This window comes from Paenimyroides ummariense, from assembly GCF_900115115.1.
Lineage (GTDB): Bacteria > Bacteroidota > Bacteroidia > Flavobacteriales > Flavobacteriaceae > Flavobacterium > Flavobacterium ummariense.
In genome coordinates this window covers 177,817-203,342 of sequence record NZ_FOVI01000001.1, presented here as the reverse complement: position 1 = coordinate 203,342, position 25,526 = coordinate 177,817, and the positions used below count along the sequence as shown (strand labels likewise).

Below are 25,526 nucleotides of genomic sequence, written 5' to 3'. Positions count from 1 at the left end.
AACATGAGATTAGAAGTTTTAAAAAATGATTGTTTTTATCACATTTATAATAGAGGGATTAACGGATGTGTTATTTTTTCTAATGATGATAACAAGCTGTTTTTTCTAAAGAAATTAAAGTATTTTGCTACCAATTCATTTAAAGTCTATGCTTATTGTTTAATGGATAATCATTTTCATTTGATAATAAAAGTTATAAATGAAACAAACATCACTCAACAGTTTTCTAATATGTTTAACTCTTATGCGAAAGCCTATAACAAGCAAGAAAGTAGGACAGGTAGCTTATTTGAAAAACATTTTAAAAGAGTGCAGTTGAAAGATGAAGTTTATTTAAAGAACCTTATTTTGTATGTTCATTTAAATCCATTTCATCATTTAAACCAAGATTATAAAACATTTCAATTTTCATCTTTTGCTTCCATTTTGTCAGATAAGGAAACAAATTTGCCGAGACTAGAAGTTATTGATTTATTTGATAACATTGAGAATTTTATGGATTGCCACTTATTAAAACAAGAATTTTTAAACGAAATTTATACATTGGAATGAACACCTGCAAGGTTTCAAAAACCTTGTAGGTATAAGAAAAAAGTTTTGAATACCTACAAGGTCTCCAAGACCTTGCAGGATAAAAAAATAATAAAATGCTTACAAGTAAAAAAGACGAAACCGAACAACGTTTAAATTCCATACTGCAAAAGCTTTCGGGAATTACGTTTGTACCTGAAAATTGGAACGAAGCTGTATTTTGGACAACTTTAGAAGAAACCGGATTGTCTAAAACCGATGTTTTGGAAAAAGAAGAAAACTTGTTTTTTCAGCAATTGATCGATTTGCAGTTTCCTTGGGAACACATGGAGAAACTAGCTGATATTTTAGTAGGTTTAGATCCAAAACAACCAAATCAGCTGATAAAAGAACGTGCAAAGCATCTGTATCAATTCATACAAAATGAAAGTAAAATGTTCTCGTTTGAAATTATGAATAAGATTGGAAAGTTATAATAAACTCCTGCAAGGTTTAAAAAACCTTGTAGGTATCAATAATAATCAGACCTACAAGGTCATCAAGACCTTGCAGGACTAAACACTACAAACCATGAAAGATAAATTTTATACCTACATTCAAAATCTACAAGATCAAATTTGTAAAGCATTAGAAGATGCTGACGGCAACGCAAAATTTCGTGAAGACCTTTGGGAACGCCCGGAAGGCGGTGGCGGAAGAACCCGAGTGATTGAAAACGGAAATGTTTTTGAAAAAGGTGGCGTAAATATTTCGGCTGTACATGGCAAATTGCCAGAAAGTATGCAAAAGATGTTCAATGTAGGCGAAGCCGATTTTTTTGCTTGCGGATTAAGTATGGTTATTCATCCTAAAAGTCCTATGGTTCCTACGGTTCATGCCAACTGGCGCTATTTTGAAATGTATGGTGAGAACGGAAATGTAATTAACAGTTGGTTTGGTGGTGGGCAAGATTTAACGCCGTATTATTTGTTTGAAGAAGACGCCAAACATTTTCATCAGGTATGTAAAACAGCTTGCGATAAACATAATTCCGATTTTTATCCTAAATACAAAAAGCAATGCGATGAGTATTTTTGGAACTCACACAGAAATGAAGCTCGCGGAATTGGCGGATTGTTTTTTGATTATTGCAAGGCAACCGAAAATCAATCAATGGAAGACTGGTACAATTTTGTAACCGAACTTGGCAATAGTTTTACGCAGGCTTATGTACCAATTGTCAATAAAAGAAAAGAATTACCTTACACGGATGAAAACCGAACTTGGCAGGAAATTCGTCGAGGTAGATATGTAGAATTCAATTTGGTGCACGATAAAGGAACTTTGTTCGGATTAAAAACAAACGGTAGAATAGAAAGTATTTTAATGAGTTTGCCACCACATGTTCAGTGGATTTACGATCATAAGCCCGAAGTTGGTTCAGTAGAAGAAAAATTAGTAGAAGTATTAACCAAACCGCGCCAATGGGTAAACTAATTCTGTTTTGTATTATCTGCTTTTGTTGCAATCGTGTTTTGGCTCAACAAGACACTTTGCAGCCTTATATGGTTTCGTACAATGAAAAAATGGTTGGAAGCATTACCTATCAAAACAGTTCCAACACTTTTTTTATGACGTATGAAGACGGTGCAGATTCATACAAAGCCGAATTTATTCCCAACACACAACAACGGCTGGTTGCGGGTTTAAGTTATAAAATGATTGATGTTTCGATTGGATTTACGCCAAATTTCATGAAAAACGATGCTTCAAAATTAGAATCGAATAATTTTAATCTGGGCTTTAGGTTCAATTACAAAAAATGGTATCAATCGGTAACATTCATCAATCAAAAAGGTTTTTTTGTAGATTTTAATCATTTGGAACGATTTTATCTTCCAAGATTTCGATCTACAAAACTGGGCGGAACCACATCGTATGTATTCAACGATAAATTTTCGTACAAAACCATTTTCAATCAAAATCAGTGGCAGCTAAAAAGTGCGGGTAGTTTCGTACCAAATTTCTCGGTTTACTACACCAATTTAACGTCTAAAGACACGCCAGATCATGTGCATATCGATATGTACACGTTTTCGTTAGCTCCGTCGTACCATTACAATTGGGTTATCAGTCAAAAGTTTTTGGTTTCGGCAGGTTTGCTGTTGGGTGCGGGGATTAATATTGCAGATAAAGAGGTAACGCCGTTGTACGAAGCTTCTATGAATATTAAGTTGGGATACAACACCGATTCGTTTTTTACCTATTTGGGAATCAACAGCACCAGCTTTTTTCAGGAAGAAGAAAAAAATGAGTTCTACGATTCGTTTGCCGATGTTAAATTAGCAGTAGGATACAGGTTTGATCCACCAAAAAAGTTTAAAAAATTATATAATGATGTAACCCGAAGAATAGGGTTTTAATTGATGTTATGAAAAAGTATATTTTATTTTTTTTGATAATGAATCTTTTTACAGGGTGTGATTATCTAAATACATATTCAATTGTAAATAAATCAGGAGAGGATTTAATTGTAGAAGCATCATATTACGAATCTTATATTGATAGTGCGAATATTAAGAGGTCGTTGATGTTTGATCTAGCAGCGAAAGATATTTTAAGTTTAGATACAATTAATTATAAATTGAAGTTAAGATTAAAACCAGATGAGGAGTTTGGTTTAGGATTTAGTATAAATGGAGTTCCTAAATTTGATCACAACAAAGAGATTTCAATTTATAAAAATGATTCTTTAGTATTTTACGGGAATCAATACATTATACAGAATCTATATACTAATTCAAAACAAGATCATACAGAAGTTTTAAATATATATTAAGCTAATAACTTAAAACTATCAACTAATAACAAAAATTATGTTTCCATTACACAGAGGTAGACGATTAAGACAAAACCAATCTATAAGAAGTTTAGTAAGCGAAACAACATTAAGTCCAAGCGATTTTATGTTTCCGATGTTTATTGCCGAAGGCGAAAATATAAAAGTAGAAATACCGTCGATGCCCGGAATTTTTCGCAGATCGATTGATTTAACGATAGAAGAAGTAAAAGAACTTTTTGCATTGGGAATTCGTGCCGTGAATATTTATGTAAAAGTAGATGAATCGTTAAAAGATAATACCGGAAAAGAAGCTTGGAACCCAAACGGATTAATGCAGCAAGCAATTAAAGCCATTAAAAAAGCGTGTCCCGAAATGATTGTAATGCCCGATGTAGCTTTAGATCCGTATTCAATTTACGGTCATGATGGGATTATAAAAAACGGAGATATAGAAAACGATGCTACGGTTGAAGCTTTGGTGAAAATGGCGGTTTCGCATGCAGAAGCCGGAGCCGATTTTGTGGCACCAAGCGATATGATGGACGGTCGTGTGTTGCGTTTACGCCAAGGTTTAGATGCTGCCGGATTCACAAATGTGGGAATCATGAGCTATTCGGCTAAATATGCATCGGCATTCTACGGGCCGTTTCGCGATGCATTAGATTCAGCTCCAAAAGAAACTGGTGAAGTTGTGCCTAAGGACAAAAAAACATACCAAATGGATTACGCAAACCGAATTGAAGCTATTAAAGAAGCTGTTTGGGATGCCGAAGAAGGCGCCGATATGGTGATGGTTAAACCCGGAATTGCTTATCTGGATATTGTACGCGAAGTTAAAAATGCCGTGAATATTCCCGTTACTGTTTTTCATGTATCAGGCGAATATGCGATGATTAAAGCAGCCGCAGAAAAAGGTTGGTTAGATCACGATAAAATTATGATGGAACAATTAATGTGTATTAAACGTGCTGGTGCAAGTTTAATATCGACGTATTTTGCTAAAGAAGCGGCTATTTTGCTGACCTCACAATCCTATCAATAAGTAATAATATAAGAAATACTAACCAAAAGTATCTTCCATATCTTTGAAGGATACTTTTTTCTTTATAATTTTTTGACTCATTATAGTTTGATACATATTTCAAGTCAGGGACAGGAATATCAGCGTTCTCTATGTTATCTAGCAAATCCATATACTTATTATATTGTTCTCTGTCGCTTTCGGAACCAGAAAACCTGCTTCTTAAACATTCTTTTATCTCATCATATAATTTGTAATAAAACGGAGAATCTAATTCATTTAACTTTTTAAGATGATAGAGTACTTCCATTAAATTCTCTTTTTGAATATAAGAATTTAAGGCATAATAGATTTCAGCATCTGCATTTTCTGTGTTTTTATCTTTATCATAGAGTTCATAGGTTTTGTAAGAGTTCTTCAAATGGAATGAAAAACGCGGTGTTCCTGAAGACAAAGCTGTTGAAAATTCAATTTTTTCAAATATATTTAAGTTGCGTATTTTTTTATGCAATGCTTTTACAATTTTTCTTAAGTTCTCTGAATCTTCGGCTTTTCGTAAAGCAAGAATATTAACTATTTTTGAGAAGTAATAACGCAGATGGAATAAATCATTTTTGGATGTTGCTGTAAATTTGTTTATGTAGATTTCCAATGCTTCTATGTCCGAACGGTTGTAATAATAAATTGCCAATGCTTCATCATATTGCTGTTGTTCAAAAAAGTATTTACCTACGGTTTCATTATAATCTTTCAGAGAAAAATGTTCTTCAATTTTTTCCCCGCTAATTGAAAAAATGCCGGAATATTTCTCATAAAATTTTCCGGCAAAAGGATTGCCCCGTAAATCTAATTCTTGCAAGCCATAATAAAAGCTTACAGGTAGAGGTAACGGTTTTTCTACATTATTATTTTTAAGCAACACATTTCTTAATTGAGGAAAATTCGATAATACAGAAACATCAGAAATTCGATTGTCGTTAAGATTTAATACTTGTAAATTCTTTAAACTTTCAAGAAATTGAATATTTTCAATAGCACAATTCGACAAAGACAACCAATGCAAATCGGACTTAAATTTATCTTTGCCCAAATCATCAGCTTTCATATTATCGGCTTGTAAAGTTCTTAATTCGGTTAACTCGGTTACTGGTTTGATTTTTTGAATTGGGTTATCGGAAATAATTAACCAATTTAATTTTATGCAATCATTCAGAAAAAAAATATTGTTTATCTGATTGTTTTGTATATTCAAATAGTTTAGATTTTCTTTTCCTTTTAGTGCTGATACTTCTTTAATTTTGTTATGAGAAAGTCCAATATTTGTTAGATTATTTAGATGTTTTAATGCGGAAATGTCTTCAATTTTATTAGCACTTAAATCCAAATGATTTAAATTAAGATGATTTTCTAATATAGAAATATCTGATATTTTGTTTTTGTTAAGTGCTAAAGATTTAAGATTTTTTAAATGAGTAATTGGTGTAATATCTTTAATATTAGCCTGATTTAAGGATAATATTTCAAGAGATTCTAGGTTTGATAACGGTGTAATATCTTCAATACAGCTCCCGTAAATCACGATTGATTTTAGTTTTGATAAATATTTTAACGGATTTAAATCTGTTATTTTTGAACCATAAAAACTTATAACCTCTAAATCTTTCAATTCAGAAAAAACACCTATGTCATCAATATCACATTGACCATCTTCAATATCAATTTTTTTTAGCTTTTTCAAAAGTCTAAGGGAAGATAAATCTTTTAAAACATAATTATTAATATTAATTGTAATTGATTTTAATTCAGTATAGTTTGATAAAGCTTCTAAAACATTTGAATCTAATGCAGGGAATTCGCCATATTCAGGATCAAAAAACTCAATATGAGAAACAGAACCTTTTTCATTTCGTTCAAAATAATAACAATCTTCATAAATTTTCAGCCTTGTTTCTAAATCGTGTAATCTGTCCATCTTTATTAATCTTGCATTTATAAAAATAGTTAAAAATTAGTTAGTAATGCTTTTAAAGTTTCTGTAAACTTTTACGTTTTCTTACCTTTGCAAAAACTAACAACAATGAAAAAAATATTATTTTCAGGTATTTTATCAACCATACTATTTACTTCTTGCGGAAAGAAAGAAGAGAAAAAAGAAGCATTGTATCCTGAAAATGTTGCAGAAAAATTAAGTCCCGAAGATCAATTGGTTGCAGATGGAAAAGAGTTGTTTGAAAGTAACAAGGCGGCTTGTTTTTCTTGTCATAAAGTAGATAAAAAGGTTATCGGTCCAAGTGTAAAAGATATTGCAAAAATTTACAAAGAACAAAACGGCGACATGGTTGCGTTTTTACGTAAAAAAGCCGATCCTATTGTAGATCCGTCACAATACAACGTTATGGAAACCAATTTTGCCATTTTAAAAACAATGAGCGACGAAGAAATAAAATCATTAGAAGCTTACATGATGAGTACCATTAAATAGCAAAAAGCATCTCAATTGAGATGCTTTTTTGTTTATAATAATTTTAGTTTTACTTTAGTGTTCTAATAAAAACATAATTATGAATATTGAAGTTTCTTCAAGTTTTAAAGCACAAGCTAAAAAAGCAATTTGGGCAATTGTACTATTTTTTGTCAGTTTTTTATTGCTAATTATTGTAGGTTTAGCAATTGCTGCATTGCTTATATATTTGGCAGTACAAATTGTAAAGCACACTCCTAATTTTACAACACTGATATTAGCGTTTGGTATAGCTTCATCTGGAGTTATTTTGGTTGTATTTCTTTTTAAGTTTATCTTTCAAAAATCTGTTTCTAATACAGACGGAATGCGTGAAATTACAAAAGCACAGCATCCAAAACTTTTTCAGGTTATAGAAGAATTAGCAGCACAAGTAGCAACTGATGTTCCTAAAAAAGTATTTATTACAGATCAAGTAAACGCATCGGTTTTTTATAATTCATCTTTTTGGAGCATGTTATTTCCTGTTCGAAAAAATTTAATGATAGGTTATGCTTTAGTAAATGCTTCAACAAAAGATGAATTAAAGGGGATTTTAGCACATGAATTTGGACATTTTTCTCAAAGAAGTATGAAAGTGGGAAGTTATGTTTACAATTGTAATCGTGTGATATATAGTCTTGTTTATGAAAATAATTCGTTTGAAAATAGTATTGAAAAGTTTTCTAACGGACATATTTTTTTAAAGGTAACCTTTTTAATATCAATTGTAATTATGCGTGGTTTTCAATGGGTTTTAAAAAAACTGTACAACATTTTAAATATAAGTTACTTATCATTATCACGTGAGATGGAATTTCATGCCGATGCTGTAGCAACCCACATTGTAGGCTCAGATACTATGATTGACTCTTTGTTAAGAATGGATTTAGCAGATAAATCATATAATTCTGTCATTGAGTTCGTTAATGAACAGTATGCAGAAAAGAAAAAGATTTCAAACTTGTTTTCATTGCAAAAAGATGTTCTTCAGTTTTTTGGAGAATTAAATAATTTAAAGTTCAAAGGTAGATACCCGTTAGTTACAATTGAAGAAATAGATCAATATCAAAAAAGTAGGTTGATTATAAAAGATCAATGGGCATCACACCCAACAACCGGAGAACGTATCAAAAAAATTAAGACATTAAATATCAAAAAAGAAAATCCGAACATTGTAGAAGCAAATGTGTTGTTTGATAATACAACGATTTTAGAAGAAAAGCTAACCGATTTGTTTTATAATGATTTAGAAGATAGTTCTTTAGAACAAATAAACTTAAACGAGGTTTTTAACGCATACAAAGCGTATTACAAAACGGTTACATTTAACAAAGAATATAATGGATATTACAATTACAAAAACCCAATCTTAGAACCTTCTCAAATTTCAGAAGTATATCCCTTACTTACTTTTGAAGAATTATTTTCTGATGAGGTAATGGAGCTAGTGAATTCTTATAATGCTTTAAGTTCCGATTTTAATGATTTGAAATTTTTAACCGTTGAAGATCATGTGATTAAGACATTTGATTTTGATGGAGTTAAATATAAAAAGAATCAAGCCGGACATTTACTAGAAGGTTTGAATAAAGAAAAGGAAGTGCTAGAGGCAAAAATACAAGTGCACGACGAAAAAATTTATCATTTTTTTTTGCAACAAGCTAAATTAAATGATGCTTTACCAAAGTGGCAAAAATTATACGATATATATGTTTATTGCGATAAGTTGTACGATTTAGGATTTGAAGAAACTCAAAAACTAGAAAAACAGCTTGAGTTTTTACAACACGATTTGAATTTAGATGTAATTTATAAACATTTAAAGGATTTAAAAAACATCGAAGAAGTTTATAAAAAGCACCTTAAAGTTGTAGAAGAATTGCCTTTGTATCAAGAAGCAATTAACGATGATTTAAAAGAAATTGTTACAGCTTACATTAATCATAACAGTTTATACATAAAAGGAAATACGTGGAATGATGACAGTTTAAATACTTTATTTAGTTGTTTACGTTTATTGCCGCATATACATTCTAGATTAATGTTTGTATCTAAAAAACAGTTATTAGATTTTCAAATAGATATGATAAAAGTTCCTGTATAAAGCATCTCAACTGAGATGCTTTTTTTATTCTTCTTTACTTTGAACAGATCTTGCAATGGCAATTTTATATTTTTTACCTTTCATTTTCTGATCTTTAATATCTTTTAACAATTGTTGAATTTTAGATCGCTTTACGGCTGCGAATGATATAAAGTCTTTCACTTCAATCAAGCCTAAATCTCCTTTTTCTAAATTTCCTTTTTGCGATAAAAATCCAACAATATCAATTTTATTTAGTTTGTTTTTCTTGCCTCCGCTAATATACAAAGTTTCAAATAGAGGTTGCTTTGGAGTAGAAGCTGATTTATCTAATTTAAAAACGGGCATTCCGTAATCAATATAATCCATTTTTTTCTCGTCTTCATGGATAATCAAATACGCCGTTCCTTCACTTTTCATACGTGCCGTTCTACCGTTTCTGTGCCTAAACTCTTCTTCTTTAAACGGCAAATGATAGTGAATTACGTGTTTAATGTCCGGAATATCCAATCCGCGTGCAGCCAAATCGGTCGTGATTAAATATGGTACACTTCCGTTTCTAAACTGAATAAGTCCACGTTCGCGTTCGTCCTGATCCATTCCGCCATGATAATAGGTTGCAACAATTCCTCTTTCATTTAAAGTGTTCGATATTCTTTCAACCGCATCTCTGTGATTACAGAAAATAATTCCGGCTTCGGAATTTAAATTACAGATTAAATGAAATAGTGTGTTTAGCTTGTCTTTTTCTTCTGAAATGACTTTTTTGACTTCTAATAAAGAGAAGTTTTCTTCGGTTTGATAAATGAAATTTAAAGTAGTTGGTTTTGATATTTTGGTGTATTTTGGAATTTCGATGGCATTGGTTGCCGATACCAAAACACGCTTGTCAACATTTTGTAAACGCGCAATAATGAACGACATTTGTTCGTGAAAGCCTAATTGCAACGATTTGTCAAACTCGTCTAAAATCAATGTTTTAATGGTTTTTGGATCGATCGATTCTCTTTCCAAGTGATCCATAATTCGTCCGGGAGTTCCAATTAAAACGCTTGGTGGCGATGACAGATTTTTTATTTCAGTATCAATACTATGTCCGCCGTAGCAAATGTTTACTTTATAATTTGTCCCCATTTTTTTCCAAACCTGCTCAATCTGCAAACCTAATTCTCTTGACGGAACTAAAATCAAAGCTTGAATTCCATTGGCATCCGGATCGATCAACTGATAAAGCGGATACAAAAACGCCAGTGTTTTTCCCGATCCCGTAGGCGATAATAACAGCGTTTCGTTTGTATTTAAGATTGTTTCGTTCGCTGCAAGCTGCATTTCGTTTAACTCTTCAATGCCTAAATTCAGTAATATATTGGTTGATTTTGAATGATAATTCATTTGGAAATAATATTAAAATGTGGGAAAATAAAAAGAGGATTTCTTAAAAGTTAAAACTGTCAAGCTGAACTCGTTTCAGCTTCTCATAATATTCGAAAGTTAAAATAATGAGATTCCGGAACAAGTCCGGAATGACAAGAGCTTACACTTTAAGAAAACCTCTTTTTTATAATTGTTCAATCACGTAATCTTTATAAAAATCTTCGATTTCATCAAAGATACGTAAAAGCTGGTTGGGATCATCTTCTGTAACCAATCGTTGACGATGTGCTTTAAAACTGTGAATTCCTTTAAAATAGTTGGTGTAATGACGGCGCATTTCTACAATTCCCAAACGTTCGCCTTTCCATTCCATAGACCAAATCAAATGATTTTTTGCTGCCTCCAATCGGTCACTCATTGTAGGTGGAGCTAAAATTTCTCCTGTAGCTAAATAATGTTTAATTTCATTGAAAATCCAAGGATAACCAATCGCAGCTCGACCAATCATCATACCGTCTAAGCCAAAACGTTCTTTGTATTCTTTAGCTTTTTGAGGCGAATCAATATCTCCATTACCAAAAATCGGAATTTTAATACGCGGATTGTTATGAATACGTTCTATATGCGTCCAATCGCTGTGTCCTTTGTACATTTGTGCGCGCGTACGTGCATGAATGGTTAATGCCTGCACGCCAACATCTTGCAAACGCTCGGCAACTTCATCAATATTAATCGACTCTTCGTCCCAGCCCAAACGTGTTTTTACCGTAACAGGCAAGTTAGTTCCGCTGATAACCGCTTTGGTCAACCGAATCATTAAATCAACATCTTTTAAAACTCCGGCACCGGCACCTTTGCAAACTACTTTTTTAACGGGACATCCAAAATTAATATCAACCAAATCGGGCTGAACAGTTTCTACAATCTTTGCCGAAAGCTGCATGGCTTCTTCATCGCCACCAAAAATCTGAATACCAACAGGGCGCTCGTAATCAAAAATATCCAATTTCATTTTGCTCTTCATTGCATCGCGAATCAACCCTTCCGACGAAATAAATTCAGAATACATCATATCGGCACCGTGCATTTTGCACAAACGGCGAAACGGCGGATCGCTTACATCTTCCATAGGTGCCAGTAAAAGCGGATGTTCGGGTAATTCTATTTTTCCTATTTTAATCATTCAATGAAATTTTATGCAAAATTAATCTATTATTTTTAAAGAGAGAAATCCGTTTTTATTCCAAATCAAACTTTAAATTAGGTAAATAGCGTTCTTTAATAATGTTTAAATGATGAATGTTGTGGCCTACAATCAGCTTTCCGATGGTTTCTACCGATACTTCATTCCCATTTGCGTTTCCTTTTTGTGCTAATTGTTCTGAAGTAAGTTTATTAAAAAATGCAAGCGAAAGCAATCTGTTTAAATGGAATTCTTCAATAAGTGAAGGTAATTCTTGTTGGTTTGCTGTTCCGTTTTTAGCATAATTTTCTTCATTAAATCCGGGAAGTTCTGTTTGATCTTTCCTTGCAAAACGTAATGCTCTGTAATGAAATATTTTTTCTACATCGGTTAAATGTTCCAATAATGTTTTCAAAGTCCATTTTCCATCAGCATAAGCAAAATTACTTTGTTCTTCGGTTAATGACTGATAAATTTCTAATGTTTGGTTACAAACAATTTTCATTTCATCTAACCAGTTTTCAGAAAGAATCAAATTTATATATCGCTGTATGTATTTTTCAAATTCGGTCATATTTTATAATTTTAAACTTAATGTAAATTAACGATGTTTCCTGATGTTTTTTATATCTTTAGAAACATTAATTAGTGAAACTTATGTCGAATATAGATTTTATTTTTGAAGAAAAAGCTGCCGATATCGGTAATTTTTTGGTAGGCAGATTGTTGCCTTTTAGACAAAAACGCAATATTGGTCCGTTTGTTTTTATCGATCACATGGGCCCGGCACACATGACAGCAGACGAGAATTTAGATGTTGGTCCGCATCCGCACATTGGCTTGTCAACATTAACCTTTTTGTTTGATGGCGCTGTAGCACATAAAGACAGTTTGGGGAACGATATTGTTATTAAGCCCGGAGCTGTAAATTGGATGACTGCCGGAAAAGGTGTAGTGCATTCTGAAAGAACGCCCGATTATTTAAGAACGGTTGATAAAACTATGCACGGTTTACAGATTTGGATTGCTTTGCCGAAAGATTTGGAAGATATGGAACCGAATTTTATACATATTGAGGCAAAGGATTTACCGACTTGGAAAGAAGGAGCAGCAGATTTTAAATTGATTGCAGGTGAGTTTGAAGACAAAAAGTCCGGAGTTCCCGTTTACAGTAAGTTGTATATGATTGAAATAAAAGCACACGAAGATATGACCGTTAATTTACATGATAGATTGTATGGTGAAAGCGGTTTGTATATTTTAGAAGGCGAAGTTTCTACCAACGAAAGTGCTTTTGGCGAAAAACAAATTCTAATAACTAAAGATGCGCATTTATGTACTTTTGATATTAAAGCGGGATCTACTATTTATTTGTTTGGCGGCGAACCTTTTCCTGAAGAACGTTTTATTTATTGGAATTTTGTATCATCGTCTCGTGAAAAAATTGAAGAAGCTAAATTAAAATGGCAAGCACAAGAATTCCCGAAAGTTCCTGGTGAAACCGATTTTGTTCCGTTACCTGTTGATTCGTTTAAGAAAGGTTAATAATGGAAAAAGTCACAGCAAAAATTGGCGCAGAAAATTATAAAACGGTAGTTACTTCACCAACTTCGGAATTTATTACCGATATGCCGATCGATGAAGGCGGTCAAAATCTGGGTCCAAAACCAAAAGAATTATTAGCCGCAGCGTTGGCAGGTTGTGTTGCAATGACCGTTAAAATGTACGCCAACCGAAGCAAATGGTTGTTGGATGATGTTTTTGTAGATGTTGAAATTGATACCGAAACAACTCCGGGAACAACTATTTTTATAAAGAAGGTTTCTTTTACAGGTAATTTAACCGATGAACAAGAAAAAAGATTACACGTAATTGCCCAAAAATGTCCGATTAATAAAATACTGCAAAGCCCTATTATAGTAAAATAAAATCTCGGCAATATGTCGAGATTTTATTTTACTTTATATCTTCAACATCTATAAAATTGAATTTAAAAAGTTCTGAACTAAAATCATATCATCAGAATTAAAGTCAATATTTTTCTGACTAATGAATTTTTTAATTTCTTTAGAATGATCGGGAAAGATCTTTTCTAAATCTTTGCTTTTCTGTATTGGATTAACAGTATTTTCATATTCAATAAAATACAAAGGTTTTTTTAATTTGAATTCAGGTAATTTTTTTTCTTCATAACTATTGGTAGATTCTTTATAAGGAATAAGTTCAACACTATCTAATTTATAAAGTTTAACATTAGCATTAGTAATTCCAACAGTTAATAAATAATCTTCTTTGCTAGCTTTGTTAGTTTTATATTGCTTTAGAAAATATTTTCTACCGTCTTTAAAAGTAATTTCGTTATTTTTTTCCTTAGATAAATTTATTACCTCAGTTGGAGATTTTTTATATTCAAAATAACCACTGTAATTATTATATCTTAAATCAAAATATTGAGAGCCATTATTTACAGTTGCTTCACTAAATTTATCATTAACAAATTGGGAACCTAGGGTACTAACTTTATCCGAAGAAAAATTTGTAAACCTGAGAGATTCAATCCCACTATTAGTTGGTATTACTGGAGCGGAAACTTTTCCTAATACGTCTGGTGATGATGATAATACCTGTCCAAACATATTCGTGTAAACTAAAAGGGAAAATAATAATGATAGTTGAATATTTATTAACTTCATAATGTTATATTTAATTGATTAGTAATTTACTAAAGATACGATTTTAATATTGTTTTATGAAAAATTAATTATATATGATATAAAAAATTAGCCTAAAAATAAACTATATTTGCAATTTGTAGCCTTTGGTAACTGCGTGAGAGATAGAAGCGAAAAGCCCGCAAGAATGAGGACTTGAAGCGCATAGCCCGACGAAGGAGGAACGACGAACGGCACGCCCAAAGAACAATTTATTTTTTACAATTTACACCAATGAAAAATATTAGAAACTTCTGTATTATAGCCCATATTGACCACGGTAAAAGTACCCTGGCAGACCGATTATTGGGTGCCACACAAACCGTGACAGCTCGCGAAGAAAAAGCGCAATTGCTTGATAATATGGATCTTGAAAGAGAACGTGGTATCACAATTAAAAGTCACGCCATTCAAATGGAATACAAATACAAAGGCGAAGATTATATCTTGAATTTGATTGATACTCCGGGACACGTAGATTTTTCGTACGAAGTTTCTCGATCAATTGCTGCCTGCGAAGGTGCTTTGTTGATTGTTGATGCAGCACAAAGTATTCAGGCTCAGACAATTTCAAACCTTTATTTGGCATTAGAGAATGATTTAGAAATTATTCCCGTGTTGAATAAAGTTGATTTACCATCAGCAAACCCAGAAGAAGTAAGCGATGATATTATTGATTTATTGGGTTGTAAGTTAGAAGATATTATTCACGCATCGGGTAAAACCGGTTTTGGTGTCGAAAATATTTTGGCTGCTATTATTGAGAAAATTCCTGCACCAAAAGGAAATCTAGACGAACCTTTACAAGCGTTGATTTTTGATTCGCACTACAATCCTTTCCGTGGAATTGAAGTTATTTTCCGTGTATTGAACGGTGAAATTAAAAAGAACCAGAAGATAAAATTCATGGCAACTGGCAATGAATATTATGCCGATGAAGTAGGTACGTTGAAATTAAACCAAGTACCTAAACAAAAAATTTCTGCAGGCGATGTTGGTTATTTAATTTCGGGAATTAAAGAAGCTAAAGAAGTAAAAGTAGGTGACACCATTACCGATGCTGTAAATCCTACCAAAAATATGATTACCGGTTTTGAGGATGTAAAACCAATGGTTTTTGCCGGAATTTACCCTGTTGATACCGAAGATTACGAAGATTTACGTGCATCGATGGAAAAATTGCAGTTGAACGATGCTTCGTTGGTTTTTCAGGCAGAAAGTTCTGCGGCTTTAGGTTTTGGTTTCCGTTGTGGATTCTTGGGAATGTTGCACATGGAAATTATCCAGGAACGTTTAGAGCGAGAGTTTAATATGACCGTGATTACTACGGTTCCTAACGTTTCGTATTTTGCGTACACTAAAAAAGAACCAGATACTCCGTTTGTGGTAAATAACCCGTCTGATTTACCGGAACCATCGAAATTAGACCGTGTAGAAGAGCCTTTTATTAAAGCTACAATCATTACAAAATCTGATTTTGTGGGACAGGTAATGAGTTTGTGTATCGAAAAACGCGGACAAATTACGAATCAAACCTATTTAACAGAAAGTCGAGTTGAATTGAATTTTGATATGCCTTTGGCAGAAATTGTATTTGATTTCTACGATCGATTAAAAACGGTTTCAAAAGGATACGCTTCGTTTGATTACCACCCAATTGGTATGCGATCGTCTAAATTAGTCCGTTTAGATGTATTGTTAAACGGACAAAATGTGGACGCGCTTTCTGCATTAATTCACGAAGATAATGCGTATCATATCGGAAAAAAAATGTGTGAGAAATTACGTGAGCTAATCCCTCGCCAACAGTTCGATATTCCAATTCAGGCAGCAATCGGAGCGAAAATTATTGCACGTGAAACCATTAAAGCATTGCGTAAAGACGTTACTGCAAAATGTTACGGTGGTGATATTTCGCGTAAACGTAAGCTGTTAGAAAAACAAAAAGCAGGTAAAAAACGTATGCGTCAGGTGGGTAACGTAGAAATACCGCAATCGGCATTTATGGCTGTTTTAAAATTAAATGATTAATTAGTTGTAGGCTTTTAGTTTATAGTTTTTAGATAATAGAAAACCTATCCAATTATACGGATAGGTTTACTTTTTTTTAGTATTTGAATATTTTACATTACCTTGTATATTTTGATTATAAACGATAAATAAAATACATAAATTTAATAGATGAGTTTTCTAAAAAATATTTTCGCAAAGAAGGATGAGTCAATAAAAAGCTATAGTGATTTTTGGAACTGGTTTCAGAACAATGAAAAAATCTTTTTTAACATAGTAAAGGAGAATAAAAACATTGAAAAAGACTTCTTTGATAAACTTTCTTATAAACTTGAAGAGCTTAAAGATGGGTACTTTTATTTAACTGGAATGTACAACGACAATACTGTTGAATTAATTTTTACTGCTGATAGTAATATTAAAAATATTGTTTTTGTTGAAGAACTTGTAGAACATGCTCCAAAGATCATTGGTTGGAAATTCACTGCTTTAAAACCAGCGTTAGATATTGAAAATCTAGCAATTAATATGGGGGAATATAAGTTTGATAGCGATAATTTATCTTTTTATTCAAATGATTATGCTGATTATCCTGACGAAATAGATATTACCGTAATTCATGATGATCTAACCGAAGAAAATAAAGATCAAATAGCCAATGGAATTTATATTTTCTTGGACAATTATTTGGGTGAACTTGACTTTGTAAATAATATCGATAATTTGCAGGTAATCAGCAAGAATGAAGCTAAAAAAGAATTGATACCAATTACAAAACTGAAAGATTTTTTAATTTGGCGACAAAAAGAATTTATTGAAAAGTACGATGGTGTTCGTTATAACACAGAAGAAGATGAATATTCAATTTTAGAAGCAGAATTAAAAAACGGAAACAATTTAATCGCCGTTGTAAATTCGAATCTTCTTAATTGGGATAGCAAGGCTTCACATCCTTGGATAGCTGTTATTACATTTAAATTTAACGGACACAGCAATAACGGAATGCCGTATGAAAACGATTATAAACGCTTAAATGAAATAGAAGAAAGTATATTGCAACAACTTCTGGACAAAAATGGTTATTTGTACATTGGCAGGCAAACTGCAAATAGCGAACGGGAAATTTATTTTGCTTGTAAAGATTTTCGCAAACCTTCAAAAGTACTTTTTAGCATACAACAAAAATATGGTAATGAATTTGACGTAGGATATGATATTTATAAAGACAAATATTGGCAATCATTTGAAAGGTTTATACCTAAATAATAAAAAACGCATCAAGAAATTGATGCGTTTTTCGGTTGTTTGTTGTTTACTTACTTATTATGAAAAAATTATTTTGCTTTTGTAAATTCTAAATTAACAATGAATTTTACATCTTTTGCAATACCCATACCTGTTGGGTCATAGTTTATGTTGAATGCAGTTCTGTCGATTGTTGTAGTAGCCTGAAAACCTACTTTTTGATTACCTTGTCCGTCATCTTTCAATAAACCGCCGTAAACTAAAGTAAAAGTAACCGGTTTGGTAACATCTTTAATCGTTAAGTTTCCGTTTAATTTATAGTTTTTACCATCTTTTTTAACCGATGTAGAAACAAATTTAATGTCGTTGTATTTAGCTGTATCAAAAAAATCAGCCGAACGTAAATGGTTGTCACGAGCGTCAATTCCTGTGTTTACTGAATTTGCATCAATAGTAAAATTGAATTTTGCAGAAGTAACATCTTCATTAGTCATCTCTAACGAACCTTGGTACTTATCCATTTTACCATCTACAAACGAAATCCCCATGTGACCAACGGAGAAATTTAAGAACGAATGGTACGAATCTACATTATATTTTGTCTGTGCAAACGATGCTACAGAGAATAATGTTGCAACAAAAAATAGGGCTATCTTTTTCATTATTTACTTTTTTAAGTTTGATAAGACAAATTTATAGCAGTAAATACCGATAGCCGTTAACCTAGATTAAGAAATGCTTTAAACATAAAAAAGTCCAACATTTGTTGGACTTTAATTTAATATTTCAAAGAAAATTATAATTGAGGACCAGCCGCAACTAATGATTTTCCTTCTTCGTTATCTGTGTAGTTTTCGAAATTTGATACGAATAACTTCGCTAAATCTGTAGCTTTGGTTTCCCATTCAGAAGCTTCTGCATACGTGTTTCTTGGATCTAAAATGTTGGTATCAACACCTTCTAAACCTGTTGGAACAGCTAAATTGAAAATTGGAACTATAGTAGTTTCTGCATTTTCGATAGATCCATCTAAAATACGGTCGATAATTGCACGGGTATCTTTTATAGAAATACGTTTTCCGGTACCGTTCCAACCAGTGTTCACCATGTAAGCGGTAGCGTTATGCTCTTCCATTTTCTTAACTAATTCTTCACCGTATTTTGTTGGGTGCAAGCTTAAGAATGCTTTACCGAAACAAGCCGAAAAAGTAGGTTCTGGCTGAGTAACACCACGCTCTGTTCCTGCTAATTTTGCTGTAAATCCTGATAAGAAATAGTATTTTGTTTGTTCTGGAGTTAATTTAGAAACCGGAGGCATCACACCGAAAGCATCTGCCGTTAAGAAGATTACTTTTTTAGCATGACCTGCTTTTGAAACCGGTTTTACAATATTTTCGATATGTTCGATAGGATACGAAACACGAGTGTTTTGCGTTACAGATCCGTCTTTAAAATCAATTTTTCCGTTTGCATCAACCGTTACATTTTCTAACAATGCATCACGCTTAATAGCTGCAAAAATTTCTGGTTCATGTTCTTTACTTAAATCAATTGTTTTAGCGTAACATCCACCTTCAAAATTAAAAACTCCGTCTTTATCCCATCCGTGCTCATCATCACCAATCAATTCACGTTTTGGATCTGTTGACAACGTAGTTTTTCCTGTTCCAGATAAACCAAAGAAAACAGCAACATCGCCTTCTTTACCTTTGTTTGCAGAACAGTGCATTGAAGCAATTCCTTGTAACGGCAAGTAATAGTTCATCATAGAGAACATACCTTTTTTCATTTCGCCGCCGTACCAAGTGCCGCCAATTAACTGCATTTTTTCGGTTAAGTTGAATGCAATATAAACTTCAGAATTTAAGTTGTGTGCTTTGTAATCTTTAAATGAAGTTTTAGATGCGTTGATTACCACGAAATCTGGCTCACCAAAGTTTTCTAATTCAGCTTCGGTTGGGCGGATAAACATATTTTTTACAAAATGTGCCTGCCAAGCCACTTCCATAATAAAACGAACTTTTAAACGGGTATCTTCGTTTGCACCGCAAAAAGCATCAACAACATATAATTTTTTACCTGATAATTCAGAAGTTGCGTTTTGCTTTAAAGCTTCCCAAGTATCTTGAGAAATAGGTTTGTTATCGTTTTTAGCGTTTTCAGAAGTCCACCAAATAGTGTTTTCTGTAACGGCATCTTTTACAATATATTTATCTTTAGGAGAACGTCCGGTGAAATCACCTGTCATAACGTTTACAGCTCCAAGTTCCGATACTTGTCCGCGCTCAAAACCTTGCAAGTTCTCATCTGTTTCAGCTTTAAATAACTCATCGTACGACGGATTGTAAATAATTTCTGTTACATTGTTAATTCCGTACTTCTCTAAAGATATTGATTTTGAAACCTTCATTTTTAAATCTTGTGTTGTGTTAATTTGCATACAAACTTACTAATAAATTTAGTATTTTTTTTATTAATTGTTTTTTTGTTTCATAGAATAGAACGCTGTTAAAAACCAGCTTACTATTAAAAATAATCCGCCAACGGGTGTTACAGGTCCTAAAAATTTAAAGTTTATGCCCGATAAACCTTGGGTTGCCAGTAAAAAAATCGATCCCGAAAATAAAAAAATGCCTATGGTTGTTAAAATACCAATGGTGCGCTTGTTCTTTTCTGTTAATACATTTAGTTGCGATATAAGCAGTAAAAACAAAGCGTGATACATTTGATATCGTACACCAGTTTCAAAACTTACCAACTGTTCTGCTGTTAAAACTTTTTTTAGTGCATGTGCGCCAAAAGCACCTAAAATTATTGCAACAAATCCAAAAAAAGCTGCCAATGTTACTAACTTTCTAGTCATGGGAAAATTTTTGTCAAATGTACACTTTTTTATTTTTCGATAAGTGTTTTTTTTCATGCGCTATTTTTTTAGTACTTTTAGCACATTCAAAACCAGAAATTAATGAAAAATATATTGTTGTTTGGTTCAGGAAGATCAACCTCTTCTTTAATCAAATATTTGTTGGAACGTACCGAAACACATCAGTTCAAACTTCATATTGCCGATCAGTCGATCACATCCATCCAAGATAAAATAGCCAATAATCCCAACGCATTTGCCATTGCTTTAGATATTCATAACGATACAGAACGCACCAAATTGATAGAAAAAGCCGATGTAGTAATTTCTATGATGCCTGCTTTTTTACACCCGATTATTGCTACCGATTGTTTGACTTATGGTAAGCATTTAGTGACAGCATCATACATTTCGAACGAATTAAAAGAAATGGATGCCGAGGTAAAAGCAAAAGGATTGATTTTTATGAACGAATGTGGATTAGATCCGGGAATTGATCACATGAGTGCCATGAAAGTTTTAGACGAGATTAGGGAAAAAGGCGGAAATCCGGTTCATTTTGAAAGTTTCTGCGGTGGTTTGGTTGCTCCGGAATCTGATGATAACATCTGGAAATATAAATTCTCGTGGAATCCTCGTAATGTGGTTGTTGCCGGTCAAGGTGGTGCAGCAAAATTTTTACAACAGGGCACTTATAAATACATTCCGTACCAACGTATTTTTAAACGTACCGAATTTTTAGAAATTGAAGGTTTTGGAAGATTTGAAGCGTATGCGAACCGAGATTCGTTAGGATATCGTGAAGCGTACGGTTTGCAAAATGCACATACTATTTACCGCGGAACCATGCGCAGAGTGGGTTATTCGCGTGCTTGGAATATGTTGGTTCAATTAGGTGTTACCGATGATACCTACACGATTGAAGATTCTGAAAACATGACGTACCGCGAATTTATCAACTCGTTTTTATATTATCACCCAAGCGATTCTGTAGAGGTAAAATTCCGTTTAACTTTGAATGTGGAACAAGACGACACCGTTTGGGATAAGTTTGTAGCTTTGGATCTTTTTAATAACGATAAAAAAGTAGGATTGAAAAATGCAACGCCGGCACAGGTTATGGAAAAAATTCTGTCTGAAAAATGGACGTTACAACCAACAGATAAAGACATGATTGTAATGTATCATAAATTCGGTTATACCATGCCCGGAAGTACAGAAACTTTTCAGATAGATGCTACAATGGTTTGCCTTGGAGAAGATGCAGTATTAACCGGAATGGCAAAAACAGTTGGTTTGCCTGTTGGTATTATTACCCTGAAAATATTAAATGGTGAAATTACTACACCGGGAATACAAATGCCACTTACAAAAGAGGTTTACGAACCTGTTTTAAAAGAATTAGAAACTTTTGGAATTATTTTTCAAGAAAAAGAAGTTCCATATGATGGTGGAATGATAAGATAAACAAACAGCTCAATCTTTTAGAATTGAGCTGTTTTATTTAATATAAATTCGTTCCGAATCTAATTTTAAGCTATCGTAAAATTCCTTTTTTGAAGCAGATACTAAATAAAAAAAACCACCATATCTTATATAGTGGTTTGGTTCTGTGAGATAGTATATTAACTTACTTTAATGCCCATAAATAAATCAATCTTTTTTACTACAAGTAAAATCTTCATACTGTTTTCGCTGTGTTTGCGATTTTTTTTAAAATCTTCATTTACTTGTCGCATCAAACATTCTCGAATCAGAAACAGTTCTTCTTCTTTAAACATTCTGTAAAGATAGTGATTGATTTTAACAAAAACAACCTGTTTGTTGTTTGTTAATTTTGATTTAATCTATTTTTAATAATTTTATTAACATAATTGGTTGTTTGTTAATAATTTGTAAAAAAATATGTAAATAGATTGATAGTGATTATTAACTCTTTTAAATCCCCTTCGGAATAGCGTTAATTAATTTTTGAGTATACGGTTTTTGCGGATGTTCAATTAAAGCATCAGCTTCGTTTTGCTCTTCGATTTTTCCTTTGTTCATTACGATAATCTGATCCGAAATATATTTTACAACAGCCAAATCGTGTGATATAAACAAATAGGTAAATCCAAAATTATCTTTTAAGTCATTCAGTAAATTTAAAACTTGTGCTTGAACCGAAATATCCAATGCCGATACCGATTCATCGCAAATAATTAATTTAGGATTCACAGCAATTGTACGTGCAATACCTATACGCTGACGCTGACCTCCGGAAAATTCATGTGGATATCGATCATAATGCTCTGGCAACAAACCTACTTTATTCAACAAATCCAATACTTTTTCTTTACGTTCTTTATCGTTTGCACATAGTTTATGTACTTTCATTGGTTCTAAAATAGCTTCGCCAACGGTTATTTTTGGATTTAACGATGCAAACGGATCCTGAAAAATAATCTGAATTTCCTTCCGCAATTCTTTTAGTTCGCTTTTCGATAATTTGGTGATGTCTTTTTCTCTGTAGAAAATTTGTCCTTTTGTAGCTGGATCTAACTGTAAAATCGCATTTCCTAAGGTCGATTTTCCACAACCGCTTTCGCCAACTAATCCCAATGTTTCGCCTTCGTACATTTTAAAACTTACATTGTTTACTGCCTTAAAATAATCATTCGACTTGAACAAATGTGTTTTTAAAAGATATTCTTTCTCAACATTCTCCACACGTAGCAAAGGTTTTTGATTGTACAATTTATCCAAATGTTCTTTGCGCTCCTCTTTCGAAATAGCTGCAGCATTTTCTGTTCCACTTAAATAATCTTGAATGGTTGGCAAGCGTTTTAAACGGACATTTAACGATGGGCGAGAAGCAATTAATGCTTTTGTATAAATATGTTCGGGATTTTTAAAGATGTTTAAAGCCGAATTCTGTTCAACAATTTCACCTTTGTACATAACCAGAATACGATCGCAAATTTCTGATATTAATGATAAATCGTGCGATATAAACAAAATGCTCATTCCGGTTTCCTGTTGCAGATTCTTCAACAATAAGATAATTTCCTGCTGAACCGTAACATCTAAAGCAGTGGTTGGTTCATCGGCAATGAGGATTTCGGGTTTGCAGGCAATTGCCATCGCAATCATTACCCGCTGTTTTTGTCCGCCCGAAATTTGATGTGGATATTTATTATAAATTGTAATCGGATCGGGCAGTTTTACCTGATCGAACAATCGCAAAACTTCTGCTTTAATTTCTTTTTCGGATAAATTAGTGTGTGTTTCTAAAATTTCGGCAACTTGTTCGCCACAGTTTATCGACGGGTTTAAAGAACTCATAGGTTCCTGAAAAATCATTGATACTTTTTTGCCTCGAATTTTCTGAAAAGCTTTTTCGGAATAATTGGTAATATTTTCGTTTTTAAAATGAATAGAACCCGTGTTTAAATCGGATACATTTTTAGGAAGCAAACCCATTACAGCCAGACTTGAAACCGATTTTCCCGATCCCGATTCGCCTACAATACCAACAATTTCGTTCGGAAAAACTTCAAACGAAATAGAATGTATTACTTCGTTCCATTTTTTTTCCTGTAAAAAAGAAATACTTAAATTTTCTACCCTTAAAATCGGTTCTTTCATAAAAAAATACTACCAATAATTATAAAAATTAAAGGTAGTAAAAACAAACTAAACAATTTTTTTAAATGTGTGATGTTTGATGATGGATGCCTGATGTTTTCAACTTCTGAATTTACACCCAGCACCCAGCATCAAACATCAAACATCGGTCATCACGCTACATTTTGTGTATAATCTTTTGTAACAACCAGATTTATCGGGGTGCTGTTTAAAAGATTGTCGTAAATAGGACAACGTTCTTTAATTTCATCCATCCAAAACTTCAGTGTACTTAAATCGGCACTAGTGACAGGTTTTACAACCAGTTCAATTCGTTCAAAACCGCTTCGGTCTTTCACATTTAAGCCTTGTGTTTTGGCGGTATTTATGGTTCCTTTAATTTCAATCTGTATCGATTTTAAATTCATGTCCAGATCATCTGCAACCTGATGTCCAACCATATTAATGCATGCTGCAAATCCTGCTAAAAGATATTCTAAATGGGCATTTGAATTCTTTTTCATATCGTTTTGAGTGATTGAAAATTGTAATTCGCTGCTTTTAATGTTTAACTGGCTTTGGTTGGCAAAACTTAATAATGAAATTTGTTCTAGGCTCATGATTACTGGTTTTATGTATTATTAATTTACTTTTTTTGAATTTTATTTTAGCTACATAGGTTTTGTTTTTAACCACATAGTTCTTCTATTTACTGTTGTCTTTATTTAAGTTTATCATAGATTTTGTTTTTACAAAATGGACATAGGTTGATTTTTAAATATTCTATGTGTATATATGGTTAAATAATTATTGGGCATAAAAAAATCCCCTGCGGTTTAGCAGAGGATTCACTTTTAAATTTATGTTGTAAAACAATTACAATTTAGTGCATACAAAACCTCTGCGGGGAAATTTCCACATTCTACAGTTGCGTGTATGTTTAATAAATTGTTGCATTTTAATTTTTCTGTTGATTTTTATTTCGGAACAAAATTCTAAATTTATTTTTTAAAAAGAAAATTATTTTTAAATTTTAACATTTAAGTATTTTATACCGAAAATATTACGGTTAGAAAGTTTTGTAACAGATTTGATTTGCAATGTCAAAGTAGGCATACCTTATTTCTATATTTTTTTTAAAATTAGAAGTTAATAAATTACTTAATTCATCTATTGATTTGTTATTGTCAGTACTTGTTCCTGTCCATCCATCTTTACACAGTCCAAAAACATCATCAAAATTTGGTTTAATAGTATAACTCTTAGTATCAAACATTTCTATGAATTGTTTATTTTTTGTGTCAAGGAAATAAATATCAGTAATATAAACTTCGTTGTTTTTAAAGTGTATTTTATAAGTTATTACACTGATTTTAGAGTTCGATTTTGATAAATCATTTATTTCATCATCAAACATTTTAAGTTTATGATTAATTTGACTTTTAAAATTCTCAATATTATCTGATTTGAACAGAGAAATGGTGTCGGTTTTAAATAAAGGCTTTTCATTTTTTTGTGCCACGCAAACTGACCAATTTAGGAATAGTACAAATAAAATTATTAATTGTTTCATAG

Annotated in this window: 25 protein-coding genes; 13 read left to right on the top strand and 12 right to left on the bottom strand. The window is 32.4% G+C overall.

Annotation, left to right across the window (positions count from 1 at the left end; genetic code table 11):
- Positions 1 to 3: 3 nt before the first annotated feature.
- The 6 genes from BM253_RS01055 (at position 4) to hemB (ending at position 4,394) form a co-directional block, all read left to right on the top strand.
- The gene (locus BM253_RS01055; protein WP_091517693.1) at positions 4 to 552 is read left to right on the top strand and encodes a transposase; all 549 of its coding nucleotides are present in this window, start codon (positions 4 to 6) and stop codon (positions 550 to 552) included.
- 95 nt (positions 553 to 647) lie between these two features.
- Entirely contained in the window at positions 648 to 1,007 is a 360-nt protein-coding gene (locus BM253_RS01050; protein WP_091517691.1) for a hypothetical protein, read from the top strand.
- Between the two features lie 94 nt (positions 1,008 to 1,101).
- On the top strand, positions 1,102 to 2,007 hold the full coding sequence (gene hemF / locus BM253_RS01045) for an oxygen-dependent coproporphyrinogen oxidase (RefSeq protein ID WP_091517689.1): 906 nt from the start codon (positions 1,102 to 1,104) through the stop codon (positions 2,005 to 2,007).
- Entirely contained in the window at positions 1,995 to 2,933 is a 939-nt protein-coding gene (locus BM253_RS01040; RefSeq protein WP_091517686.1) for a DUF4421 family protein, read from the top strand. The genes hemF and BM253_RS01040 overlap by 13 nt, the downstream gene beginning before the upstream one ends.
- A gap of 8 nt (positions 2,934 to 2,941) precedes the next feature.
- On the top strand, positions 2,942 to 3,349 hold the full coding sequence (locus BM253_RS01035; protein WP_143095556.1) for a YbaK/EbsC family protein: 408 nt from the start codon (positions 2,942 to 2,944) through the stop codon (positions 3,347 to 3,349).
- Positions 3,350 to 3,386: 37 nt separating this feature from the next.
- The gene (gene hemB, locus BM253_RS01030) at positions 3,387 to 4,394 is read left to right on the top strand and encodes a porphobilinogen synthase (RefSeq protein WP_091517681.1); all 1,008 of its coding nucleotides are present in this window, start codon (positions 3,387 to 3,389) and stop codon (positions 4,392 to 4,394) included.
- Here hemB and BM253_RS01025 read toward each other — a convergent pair.
- On the bottom strand, positions 4,363 to 6,345 hold the full coding sequence (locus BM253_RS01025; RefSeq protein WP_091517679.1) for a leucine-rich repeat domain-containing protein: 1,983 nt from the start codon (positions 6,343 to 6,345) through the stop codon (positions 4,363 to 4,365). The two genes, hemB and BM253_RS01025, sit on opposite strands and share 32 nt — an antisense overlap.
- Before the next feature lie 105 nt (positions 6,346 to 6,450).
- On the opposite strand from BM253_RS01025, the gene BM253_RS01020 reads away from it, so the two are divergent.
- Together BM253_RS01020 and BM253_RS01015 are read left to right on the top strand one after the other, a co-directional pair.
- Complete coding sequence (locus BM253_RS01020) at positions 6,451 to 6,855, top strand: c-type cytochrome (RefSeq protein ID WP_091517677.1); 405 nt, start codon at positions 6,451 to 6,453, stop codon at positions 6,853 to 6,855.
- 79 nt (positions 6,856 to 6,934) lie between these two features.
- Positions 6,935 to 8,980 carry a M48 family metallopeptidase gene (locus tag BM253_RS01015; protein WP_091517674.1) on the top strand — a complete coding sequence of 682 codons (2,046 nt, stop codon included), beginning with the start codon at positions 6,935 to 6,937 and terminating at the stop codon, positions 8,978 to 8,980.
- Positions 8,981 to 9,004: 24 nt separating this feature from the next.
- Here the strand turns inward: BM253_RS01015 and BM253_RS01010 are convergent, their stop codons facing one another.
- The 3 genes from BM253_RS01010 to BM253_RS01000 form a co-directional block, all read right to left on the bottom strand.
- Positions 9,005 to 10,351 (bottom strand): DEAD/DEAH box helicase, encoded by a 1,347-nt coding sequence (locus BM253_RS01010; protein ID WP_091517672.1) that lies wholly within the window; start codon positions 10,349 to 10,351, stop codon positions 9,005 to 9,007.
- A gap of 166 nt (positions 10,352 to 10,517) precedes the next feature.
- Entirely contained in the window at positions 10,518 to 11,516 is a 999-nt protein-coding gene (gene dusB / locus BM253_RS01005; protein ID WP_091517669.1) for a tRNA dihydrouridine synthase DusB, read from the bottom strand.
- Positions 11,517 to 11,571: 55 nt separating this feature from the next.
- Complete coding sequence (locus BM253_RS01000) at positions 11,572 to 12,090, bottom strand: DinB family protein (protein ID WP_091517667.1); 519 nt, start codon at positions 12,088 to 12,090, stop codon at positions 11,572 to 11,574.
- An 83-nt stretch (positions 12,091 to 12,173) separates the two neighbouring features.
- Between BM253_RS01000 and BM253_RS00995 the strand changes: the two genes are divergently transcribed.
- Positions 12,174 to 13,061, top strand: a complete 888-nt coding sequence (locus BM253_RS00995) for a pirin family protein (protein ID WP_091517664.1) — start codon at positions 12,174 to 12,176, stop codon at positions 13,059 to 13,061.
- Positions 13,062 to 13,063: 2 nt separating this feature from the next.
- Complete coding sequence (locus BM253_RS00990) at positions 13,064 to 13,444, top strand: OsmC family protein (protein ID WP_091517661.1); 381 nt, start codon at positions 13,064 to 13,066, stop codon at positions 13,442 to 13,444.
- A gap of 48 nt (positions 13,445 to 13,492) precedes the next feature.
- On the opposite strand, the gene BM253_RS00985 is transcribed toward BM253_RS00990, so the two are convergent.
- A complete protein-coding gene (locus tag BM253_RS00985; protein ID WP_143095555.1) occupies positions 13,493 to 14,209 on the bottom strand; it encodes a hypothetical protein in 717 nt (238 codons plus the stop codon).
- 252 nt (positions 14,210 to 14,461) lie between these two features.
- Between BM253_RS00985 and lepA the strand changes: the two genes are divergently transcribed.
- Positions 14,462 to 16,258, top strand: a complete 1,797-nt coding sequence (gene lepA, locus BM253_RS00980) for a translation elongation factor 4 (RefSeq protein WP_091517656.1) — start codon at positions 14,462 to 14,464, stop codon at positions 16,256 to 16,258.
- Between the two features lie 150 nt (positions 16,259 to 16,408).
- Positions 16,409 to 17,503: a DUF695 domain-containing protein gene (locus tag BM253_RS00975; RefSeq protein ID WP_091517653.1), complete on the top strand. Its 1,095-nt coding sequence runs from the start codon at positions 16,409 to 16,411 to the stop codon at positions 17,501 to 17,503.
- Positions 17,504 to 17,571: 68 nt separating this feature from the next.
- Here the strand turns inward: BM253_RS00975 and BM253_RS00970 are convergent, their stop codons facing one another.
- From BM253_RS00970 to BM253_RS00960, 3 genes are all read right to left on the bottom strand, one after another.
- Positions 17,572 to 18,144 carry a YceI family protein gene (locus BM253_RS00970; RefSeq protein WP_091517651.1) on the bottom strand — a complete coding sequence of 191 codons (573 nt, stop codon included), beginning with the start codon at positions 18,142 to 18,144 and terminating at the stop codon, positions 17,572 to 17,574.
- A gap of 134 nt (positions 18,145 to 18,278) precedes the next feature.
- Positions 18,279 to 19,892, bottom strand: coding sequence for a phosphoenolpyruvate carboxykinase (ATP) (pckA, locus tag BM253_RS00965; RefSeq protein ID WP_091518075.1), 1,614 nt, complete (start codon positions 19,890 to 19,892; stop codon positions 18,279 to 18,281).
- Positions 19,893 to 19,955: 63 nt separating this feature from the next.
- Positions 19,956 to 20,345, bottom strand: a complete 390-nt coding sequence (locus BM253_RS00960; protein WP_091518072.1) for a DUF423 domain-containing protein — start codon at positions 20,343 to 20,345, stop codon at positions 19,956 to 19,958.
- A gap of 102 nt (positions 20,346 to 20,447) precedes the next feature.
- Between BM253_RS00960 and BM253_RS00955 the strand changes: the two genes are divergently transcribed.
- Positions 20,448 to 21,812: a saccharopine dehydrogenase family protein gene (locus BM253_RS00955; RefSeq protein ID WP_091517649.1), complete on the top strand. Its 1,365-nt coding sequence runs from the start codon at positions 20,448 to 20,450 to the stop codon at positions 21,810 to 21,812.
- Between the two features lie 158 nt (positions 21,813 to 21,970).
- Here BM253_RS00955 and BM253_RS17245 read toward each other — a convergent pair whose 3' ends face one another.
- The 4 genes from BM253_RS17245 to BM253_RS00940 form a co-directional block, all read right to left on the bottom strand.
- Complete coding sequence (locus BM253_RS17245; protein WP_177205680.1) at positions 21,971 to 22,126, bottom strand: hypothetical protein; 156 nt, start codon at positions 22,124 to 22,126, stop codon at positions 21,971 to 21,973.
- Positions 22,127 to 22,283: 157 nt separating this feature from the next.
- Positions 22,284 to 23,972 carry an ABC transporter ATP-binding protein gene (locus BM253_RS00950; RefSeq protein ID WP_091517646.1) on the bottom strand — a complete coding sequence of 563 codons (1,689 nt, stop codon included), beginning with the start codon at positions 23,970 to 23,972 and terminating at the stop codon, positions 22,284 to 22,286.
- 152 nt (positions 23,973 to 24,124) lie between these two features.
- Positions 24,125 to 24,571: an OsmC family protein gene (locus tag BM253_RS00945; protein ID WP_091517644.1), complete on the bottom strand. Its 447-nt coding sequence runs from the start codon at positions 24,569 to 24,571 to the stop codon at positions 24,125 to 24,127.
- Positions 24,572 to 25,020: 449 nt separating this feature from the next.
- The gene (locus BM253_RS00940; protein ID WP_143095554.1) at positions 25,021 to 25,524 is read right to left on the bottom strand and encodes a hypothetical protein; all 504 of its coding nucleotides are present in this window, start codon (positions 25,522 to 25,524) and stop codon (positions 25,021 to 25,023) included.
- Positions 25,525 to 25,526 lie beyond the last annotated feature (2 nt).

Bases quoted from the DNA above. Each gene is read 5' to 3' on its own strand.
- BM253_RS00970 (WP_091517651.1), bottom strand. From the start codon at position 18,144: ATGAAAAAGATAGCCCTATTTTTTGTTGCAACATTATTCTCTGTAGCA.
- BM253_RS00945 (WP_091517644.1), bottom strand. From the start codon at position 24,571: ATGAGCCTAGAACAAATTTCATTATTAAGTTTTGCCAACCAAAGCCAG.
- BM253_RS00950 (WP_091517646.1), bottom strand. From the start codon at position 23,972: ATGAAAGAACCGATTTTAAGGGTAGAAAATTTAAGTATTTCTTTTTTA.
- hemB (WP_091517681.1), top strand. From the start codon at position 3,387: ATGTTTCCATTACACAGAGGTAGACGATTAAGACAAAACCAATCTATA.
- BM253_RS00960 (WP_091518072.1), bottom strand. From the start codon at position 20,345: ATGACTAGAAAGTTAGTAACATTGGCAGCTTTTTTTGGATTTGTTGCA.
- BM253_RS01000 (WP_091517667.1), bottom strand. From the start codon at position 12,090: ATGACCGAATTTGAAAAATACATACAGCGATATATAAATTTGATTCTT.
- BM253_RS01050 (WP_091517691.1), top strand. From the start codon at position 648: ATGCTTACAAGTAAAAAAGACGAAACCGAACAACGTTTAAATTCCATA.
- BM253_RS00955 (WP_091517649.1), top strand. From the start codon at position 20,448: ATGAAAAATATATTGTTGTTTGGTTCAGGAAGATCAACCTCTTCTTTA.
- BM253_RS01015 (WP_091517674.1), top strand. From the start codon at position 6,935: ATGAATATTGAAGTTTCTTCAAGTTTTAAAGCACAAGCTAAAAAAGCA.
- BM253_RS01055 (WP_091517693.1), top strand. From the start codon at position 4: ATGAGATTAGAAGTTTTAAAAAATGATTGTTTTTATCACATTTATAAT.
- dusB (WP_091517669.1), bottom strand. From the start codon at position 11,516: ATGATTAAAATAGGAAAAATAGAATTACCCGAACATCCGCTTTTACTG.
- lepA (WP_091517656.1), top strand. From the start codon at position 14,462: ATGAAAAATATTAGAAACTTCTGTATTATAGCCCATATTGACCACGGT.
- pckA (WP_091518075.1), bottom strand. From the start codon at position 19,892: ATGAAGGTTTCAAAATCAATATCTTTAGAGAAGTACGGAATTAACAAT.
- BM253_RS00990 (WP_091517661.1), top strand. From the start codon at position 13,064: ATGGAAAAAGTCACAGCAAAAATTGGCGCAGAAAATTATAAAACGGTA.
- BM253_RS00995 (WP_091517664.1), top strand. From the start codon at position 12,174: ATGTCGAATATAGATTTTATTTTTGAAGAAAAAGCTGCCGATATCGGT.
- BM253_RS01025 (WP_091517679.1), bottom strand. From the start codon at position 6,345: ATGGACAGATTACACGATTTAGAAACAAGGCTGAAAATTTATGAAGAT.
- BM253_RS00975 (WP_091517653.1), top strand. From the start codon at position 16,409: ATGAGTTTTCTAAAAAATATTTTCGCAAAGAAGGATGAGTCAATAAAA.
- BM253_RS01010 (WP_091517672.1), bottom strand. From the start codon at position 10,351: ATGAATTATCATTCAAAATCAACCAATATATTACTGAATTTAGGCATT.
- BM253_RS01035 (WP_143095556.1), top strand. From the start codon at position 2,942: ATGAAAAAGTATATTTTATTTTTTTTGATAATGAATCTTTTTACAGGG.
- BM253_RS01040 (WP_091517686.1), top strand. From the start codon at position 1,995: ATGGGTAAACTAATTCTGTTTTGTATTATCTGCTTTTGTTGCAATCGT.
- BM253_RS00985 (WP_143095555.1), bottom strand. From the start codon at position 14,209: ATGAAGTTAATAAATATTCAACTATCATTATTATTTTCCCTTTTAGTT.
- BM253_RS01020 (WP_091517677.1), top strand. From the start codon at position 6,451: ATGAAAAAAATATTATTTTCAGGTATTTTATCAACCATACTATTTACT.
- BM253_RS00940 (WP_143095554.1), bottom strand. From the start codon at position 25,524: ATGAAACAATTAATAATTTTATTTGTACTATTCCTAAATTGGTCAGTT.
- BM253_RS17245 (WP_177205680.1), bottom strand. From the start codon at position 22,126: ATGTTTAAAGAAGAAGAACTGTTTCTGATTCGAGAATGTTTGATGCGA.
- hemF (WP_091517689.1), top strand. From the start codon at position 1,102: ATGAAAGATAAATTTTATACCTACATTCAAAATCTACAAGATCAAATT.